Annotated in this window: 4 protein-coding genes; all 4 read left to right on the top strand. The window is 64.4% G+C overall.

The window, feature by feature from the left end; all coding sequences use genetic code 11:
* Window positions 1-138 precede the first annotated feature (138 nt).
* Entirely contained in the window at window positions 139-1,695 is a 1,557-nt protein-coding gene (locus tag Y704_RS0112170) for an alanine/glycine:cation symporter family protein (RefSeq protein WP_026550325.1), read from the top strand.
* A gap of 123 nt (window positions 1,696-1,818) precedes the next feature.
* The gene (gene pcrA, locus Y704_RS0112165; RefSeq protein WP_026550324.1) at window positions 1,819-4,272 is read left to right on the top strand and encodes a DNA helicase PcrA; all 2,454 of its coding nucleotides are present in this window, start codon (window positions 1,819-1,821) and stop codon (window positions 4,270-4,272) included.
* Between the two features lie 144 nt (window positions 4,273-4,416).
* Window positions 4,417-5,586 (top strand): ADP-forming succinate--CoA ligase subunit beta, encoded by a 1,170-nt coding sequence (sucC, locus tag Y704_RS0112160; protein WP_026550323.1) that lies wholly within the window; start codon window positions 4,417-4,419, stop codon window positions 5,584-5,586.
* 61 nt (window positions 5,587-5,647) lie between these two features.
* Window positions 5,648-6,550: a succinate--CoA ligase subunit alpha gene (sucD, locus tag Y704_RS0112155; protein ID WP_026550322.1), complete on the top strand. Its 903-nt coding sequence runs from the start codon at window positions 5,648-5,650 to the stop codon at window positions 6,548-6,550.
* Window positions 6,551-6,604 lie beyond the last annotated feature (54 nt).

Below are 6,604 nucleotides of genomic sequence, written 5' to 3'. Positions count from 1 at the left end.
GCAGGAGGGGTCACCCGCCACTCCTGCCCCAGAACCCTGTGCACTCGGCAGTGCATTATGGTTGGAACTTTGGCGGACACGCACAATGTGATTGCCAACACATGCAGAAACCGGTTCATATAAGGGATGGCAAATAACATGGCACTACCTATGGCGAGCGTCACCGATGACGTCGGATGGCTCGCGGCGATTGACAACGGCATCAATGCGGTCTTCGAACCCGTCACTGAAGTCTTCACCACGATCGTGTTCTTCCCCATCACGATCGGTGATCTGAGCTTCCCGTTCGTGGTGGCATGGCTCATCGCGGCGGGCGTGATTTTCACTATCTACTTCGGCTTCATCCAGTTTCGGGGACTGAAGGTCGCGTACGAAGTGGTGCGCGGCCACTACTCCTCGAAGGATGACCCGGGGGAGGTGCCCCACTTCCAGGCTTTGACGTCGGCGCTGTCGGGCACGGTCGGGCTGGGCAACATCGCCGGTGTCGGCGCGGCCATGGCGCTCGGCGGCCCCGGTGCAACCTTCTGGATGATCCTCGCCGGACTGCTGGGCATGGCCACGAAGTTCGCCGAATGCACGCTCGGCGTGAAGTACCGCGAGGTGCACGAGGACGGGTCCATCAGCGGCGGGCCCTTCAAGTACCTCCCCATCGCCTTCAGCAAATTCGGCTCCATCCCGGCAAAGATCCTGACCGGCATCTTCGCCGTCGCCATCCTCATCTTCGGTGTGGCCGGCGGCAACATGTTCCAGGCCAACCAGACCTTCGCGCAGGTCCAGAACGTGACGGGCGGGGCCGACGGATTTCTCGGAAGCGCCGGAGCAGCACTGATCTTCGGGCTTGTGCTCGCAGGTCTGGTCGCCGTCGTGATCCTCGGCGGCATCAAGTCCATCGGCGCCACCACCAGCAGGCTCGTGCCCGCCATGGGCATCGTCTACGTCGTGTCCTGCCTGCTCGTCATTCTGGTCAACCTCGGGCAGGTACCCGCAGCTATCGGATCGATCTTCGCGGGCGCGTTCAACCCTCAGGGGATTGCCGGCGGAATCCTCGGTGTCATGATCGTCGGCTTCACCCGTGCGGCGTTCTCCAACGAGGCCGGCCTCGGCTCCGCTGCGATCGCCCACTCGGCAGTGAAGACCCGCCGCCCGGTCAGCGAGGGCTTCGTCGCCCTCTTCGAGCCACTCGTCGACACGGTGCTCATCTGCACCATGACCGCCCTGGCGATCATCATTGCCGGCGCCCCGAGCCTCCAGGCCGGCATCGACCAGGTCCAGGCCGGGGAAGGCACGCCCGACGGCGTGATCCTCACCTCCGATGCCTTCGCGACCGTGTTCCCCTGGTTCCCCGTGGTTCTCGCCATCGCGGTGGCACTGTTCGCCTACTCCACCCTCATCACCTGGTCCTACTACGGACTGAAGTCATGGGAGTACCTGTTCGGCCGCGGCAAGACCTCGGAAATCATCTACAAGGTCATCTTCCTGTTCTTCACCGTGGCCGGTTGTGTGCTGACCTTCAGCCAGGTCATCAGCTTCGCCGATGCCGCCCTGTTCGTCTGTGGCTTCGTCAACCTGCTGGGGGTCTACCTGTTGCTCCCCGTCATCAAGAGGGAGATGAAGGAGTACCTCGCGGACCGCAAGAGCGGAAAGCTGGCCATCCTCGGCATCGAAGAGGATGAGGTGCGGACCGAAAAGGGCTAGCCCTCCTCCGGGAGCGCCCGGCGCTCCTGCTCCGGCATTCACCTGCTGCCCCCGGCACCGCCGGGGGCAGCACTTAGTGGGAAACCATGAGTGTCAGAGGCACGGCCTAGACTGGGAAGCACAATGGATATGCTTTTCGACCCCTACTTCGATCCCCGCCCTGCCCGGACTGCCGGCAACGCCGAAGCAGGGCGGGAGTCCGCTCCCGACCCCTCCGACCCGGCGCTGAGTTCCGCCCCCGCGGCGCGGGGTACGGATGAGCAGCGGGCCTCCGAGCTGCTCGAAGGGCTCAATCCGCAACAGGAGGAAGCAGTCCGCCATGACGGCTCGCCGTTGCTGATCGTGGCCGGCGCGGGCTCCGGCAAGACGCGCGTCCTCAGCCACCGGATCGCCTACCTCCTAGCCACCGGACGCGCGCACCCGGGCCAGATCCTGGCCATCACCTTCACCAACAAGGCCGCTGCCGAGATGCGCGAGCGGATCGAAGCCCTGGTGGGCGAGGTCGCCAAGCGGATGTGGATCTCCACGTTCCACTCCTCCTGCGTGCGCATCCTGCGCCGGGAAGCGGCATCGGTGGGACTGAACTCCAACTTCTCGATCTACGATTCCGCCGACACCCTGCGCCTGGTCACCCTGGTGGCCAAGGGCCTGGACCTCGACCCGAAGAAGTTCGCTCCCAAGGCCATCCAGCACAAAATTTCGGCGCTGAAGAACGAACTCATCGACGAGGAAACCTATGCGGGAACCGTCAGCCTCTCCGACCCCTTCGAGCAGGCGGTCTCCGAGGTCTACACGGGTTACGCGCAGCGCATGCGCCAGGCCAACGCCATGGACTTCGACGACCTGATCGCCCAGACGGTCTTCATGTTCCGCGCCTTCCCCGGGGTTGCCGACTACTATCGGCGGCGTTTCCGCCACGTCCTCGTGGACGAGTACCAGGACACCAACCACGCCCAGTACGCACTGGTGCGGGAGATCGTCGGCGTGCCCGGTGAGTCGACGGACGACCCCGCCGAACTGACGGTGGTGGGCGACTCGGACCAGTCCATCTACGCATTCCGCGGCGCGGACGTGCGCAACATCGTGGAGTTCGAGAACGACTATCCGAGTGCTCGGACCATTCTGCTGGAGCAGAACTACCGCTCCACGCAGACCATCCTGAGCGCCGCCAACGCCGTCATCTCGCGTAACCCCAACCGCCCTGAAAAGAAGCTGTGGACCGCAGAGGGCAACGGCGAGAAAATCGTCGGCTACGTCGGCGAGAACGAGCACGAGGAAGCCCGGTTCATCGCGGAGGAGATCGACCGGCTCCAGGACGAGGACAACCTCCGGCCCGGCGACGTCGCGGTGTTCTACCGCACCAATGCGCAATCCCGTTCGATCGAGGAAATCCTGATGCGCGTGGGCCTGCCCTACAAGGTGGTGGGCGGCACCCGTTTCTATGAGCGCAAGGAGATCAAGGACGCACTGGCGTACCTCCGCGTGCTGGTGAACTCCGACGACGTCGTGAACCTCCGCCGGATCCTCAACGAACCCAAGCGCGGCATCGGCGACCGCGCCGAATACGCGGTTGCAGCACTCGGGGAACGCGAGAGGGTCAGCTTCATGACGGCCCTCCGGCGCGCCGGTGAAGCGCCGGGCATGGCCACCCGATCCGTCAATGCGGTGGCGGGTTTCGTCAAGCTCATCGACGACCTTGCCGAGGTTGCCGCCGGTTCCGGTGCGTCCGCGGCCCTGGAGGCGGTCCTCGAGCAGACCGGGTATCTCGAACAGCTGCGCACCAGCAGCGATCCGCAGGACGAATCGAGGGTGGAGAACCTCGCTGAACTGGTCGCGGTCGTTCGGGAGTATGAACGCGACAATCCTGACGGCACGCTCGGTGAATTCCTCGAGCAGGTGTCGCTGGTCGCCGACGCAGACCAGATTCCCGACGCGCCCGAGGGCTCACCCGCCGAGGTGGAGCGGGCCGTGGCGGAGGCGCGCAGGCAGGGCGTGGTAACCCTCATGACGCTGCACACCGCGAAGGGACTCGAATTTCCCGTGGTGTTCCTGACGGGCATGGAGCAGGGCATCTTCCCGCACCAGCGGTCGGCGACAGATCCCAAGGAGCTCGCCGAGGAACGCCGGCTCGCCTACGTGGGTCTTACGCGTGCGCGGGAGCGGCTGTACCTGACGCGCTCCGAGGTCCGCAGCATGTGGGGCCAGAGCCAGTACAACCCGGCCAGCCAGTTCGTGGGAGAAGTCCCGGAGGAGCTGATCCAGTGGAAACGCGAGGGAGCGGCGAAGCCGGCCTGGACTACGAGCGGAAGTATCAGCGGGCCCCGGTTCAGCGGTTCCTACTGGGGAGCAGGCGGAGGTGGTGCGTCGTCGGCCCCGGCAAAGGCTATCGGCCGCGTGCAGCCGCAGAAGGAAGTGGTCTCGGTGGGCGTGGGTGACCGGGTCAACCACGCGAGCTTCGGCAACGGCACTGTGCTCGCTGTCGAAGGATCAGGAGACAAGACCGTGGCGAAGGTGAAGTTCGACGCCGGCGAGAAACGGCTCCTGCTGCGGTACGCACCGCTGACCAAGGATGGCTGAAAGCCCTAGCCCATGAGCAGGTTTTTCTACAACTCATAGAACTGTGTGCTTACTCACTAAAGGGCTAGTCTTGAAAAGGCCTCCCGCGCCAAGGGACTAAAGTTCCCTGTGTAAACCTACTTCGACGTAGAAGGACACTAATCCGTGGACCTGTTTGAATACCAGGCGCGCGATCTCTTTGAGGCACACGGAGTACCCGTGCTCGCCGGCATCGTGGCGCATACCCCTGAAGAAGCAAAAGCAGCAGCCGAGAAGATCGGCGGCGTTGTTGTCGTCAAGGCCCAGGTCAAGGTCGGTGGCCGCGGAAAGGCCGGCGGCGTCAAGGTTGCCAAAACTCCTGAGGAGGCTCACCGCTACGCCTCCGACATTTTGGGAATGGACATCAAGGGCCACACGGTCCACACGGTAATGATCGCCCAGGGCGCTGACATCGCCGAGGAGTACTACTTCTCGGTTCTGCTGGACCGCTCGAACCGCAACTACCTGGCCATGTGCTCGGTGGAGGGCGGCGTCGAAATCGAACTGCTCGCAGTCGAGCGACCCGAAGCCCTGGCACGTGTCGCGGTGGATCCCATCGTGGGAATCGACCAGGCCAAGGCCGACGAAATCGTCGCCACCGCAAAATTCGCCCCTGAACTCCGCGCCGACGTCGCCAGGACCATCCTCAAGCTGTGGGACGTCTTCGTGAAGGAAGACGCCACGCTCGTGGAGGTGAACCCACTGGTGAAGACCGGTGCCGGCGAAATCATCGCACTGGACGGCAAGGTCACCCTCGACGAGAACGCATACTTCCGGCAGGAAGGCCACGCCGTGCTCGAGGACCAGGACGCAGCGGATCCGCTGGAGGCCAAGGCCAAGGAGAACGACCTCAACTACGTCAAGCTCGACGGCGAAGTGGGCATCATCGGCAACGGCGCCGGCCTGGTCATGTCCACGCTCGACGTCGTCGCGTATGCGGGCGAGGCGCACGGCAATGTGAAGCCGGCCAACTTCCTGGATATCGGCGGCGGAGCCTCGGCCTCGGTCATGGCCGCGGGTCTGGACGTCATCCTGAACGACACGCAGGTCAAGAGCGTGTTCGTCAACGTCTTCGGAGGTATCACCTCCTGTGACGCAGTGGCCAACGGCATCGTGAAGGCACTGGAGATCCTGGGCGACAAGGAGAACAAGCCCCTCGTGGTCCGCCTGGACGGCAACAACGTCGAGGAAGGCCGCCGTATCCTGGCCGAGGCCAACCATCCGATGGTCACACTGGCCGACACCATGGACGAAGGCGCCGACAAGGCCGCCCAGTTGGCCTACGACGCCCGCTGACCGAGCCTGCTCTTCCCCGCGGCCGAGTCCGCTCAGGATCCAAAGGAATTAAGGAACAAGCATGTCTATTTTTCTCAACAAGGACTCTCGGGTCATCGTTCAGGGCATCACCGGCGGTGAGGGCACCAAGCACACCGCGCTGATGTTGGCCGCCGGAACCCAGGTCGTCGGCGGAGTGAACGCCCGTAAGGCCGGGACCACCGTCAGCCACGGCGACGTGACACTGCCGGTGTTCGGCACGGTTCGTGAAGCAGTGTCCGAAACCGGCGCGGACGTCTCGATCGTGTTCGTTCCGCCGGCCTTCACCAAAGACGCGGTGGTCGAGGCGATCGAGGCGGGAATCGGCCTCGTCGTCATCATCACCGAGGGCGTGCCCGTGCAGGACTCGGCCGAGTTCTGGGCGCTGGCACAGTCCAAGGTCGATGCGGACGGCAAGCAGGTCACCCGGATCATCGGACCGAACTGCCCCGGCATCATCACTCCCGGCGAGTCGCTCGTGGGCATCACGCCGGCGAACATCACCGGCAAGGGAGGCGTCGGCCTCGTGTCGAAGTCCGGAACTTTGACCTACCAGATGATGTTCGAGCTGCGCGACCTCGGCTTCTCCACCGCCATCGGCATCGGCGGGGACCCGATCGTCGGGACCACCCACATCGATGCACTCGAAGCATTCGAAGCCGATCCTGAAACCAAGGCGATCGTCATGATCGGTGAGATCGGAGGCGACGCCGAAGAGCGCGCGGCCGAATTCATCAAGGCCCATGTGACCAAGCCCGTGGTGGGCTACGTTGCAGGATTCACGGCGCCTGAAGGAAAGACGATGGGCCACGCCGGCGCCATCGTGTCCGGCTCCGCAGGCACCGCACAGGCCAAGAAGGAAGCCCTCGAGGCTGCAGGCGTGAAGGTCGGCAAGACGCCGTCCGAGACGGCAACCCTCCTGCGCGAGGTCTACGCCACGCTCTAGGTTCCCGGGCCTCGTCGTCCGATTCCGCCCCGGCTGCCCCTGGCAGCCGGGGCG

Source organism: Arthrobacter sp. Br18, from assembly GCF_000520555.1.
GTDB lineage: Bacteria > Actinomycetota > Actinomycetes > Actinomycetales > Micrococcaceae > Arthrobacter_D.
Note: the sequence above shows the minus strand (reverse complement) of the source record. Positions and strands in the feature narration are given on the sequence as shown.

Bases quoted from the DNA above. Each gene is read 5' to 3' on its own strand.
- Y704_RS0112170 (WP_026550325.1), top strand. From the start codon at position 139: ATGGCACTACCTATGGCGAGCGTCACCGATGACGTCGGATGGCTCGCG.
- pcrA (WP_026550324.1), top strand. From the start codon at position 1,819: ATGGATATGCTTTTCGACCCCTACTTCGATCCCCGCCCTGCCCGGACT.
- sucD (WP_026550322.1), top strand. From the start codon at position 5,648: ATGTCTATTTTTCTCAACAAGGACTCTCGGGTCATCGTTCAGGGCATC.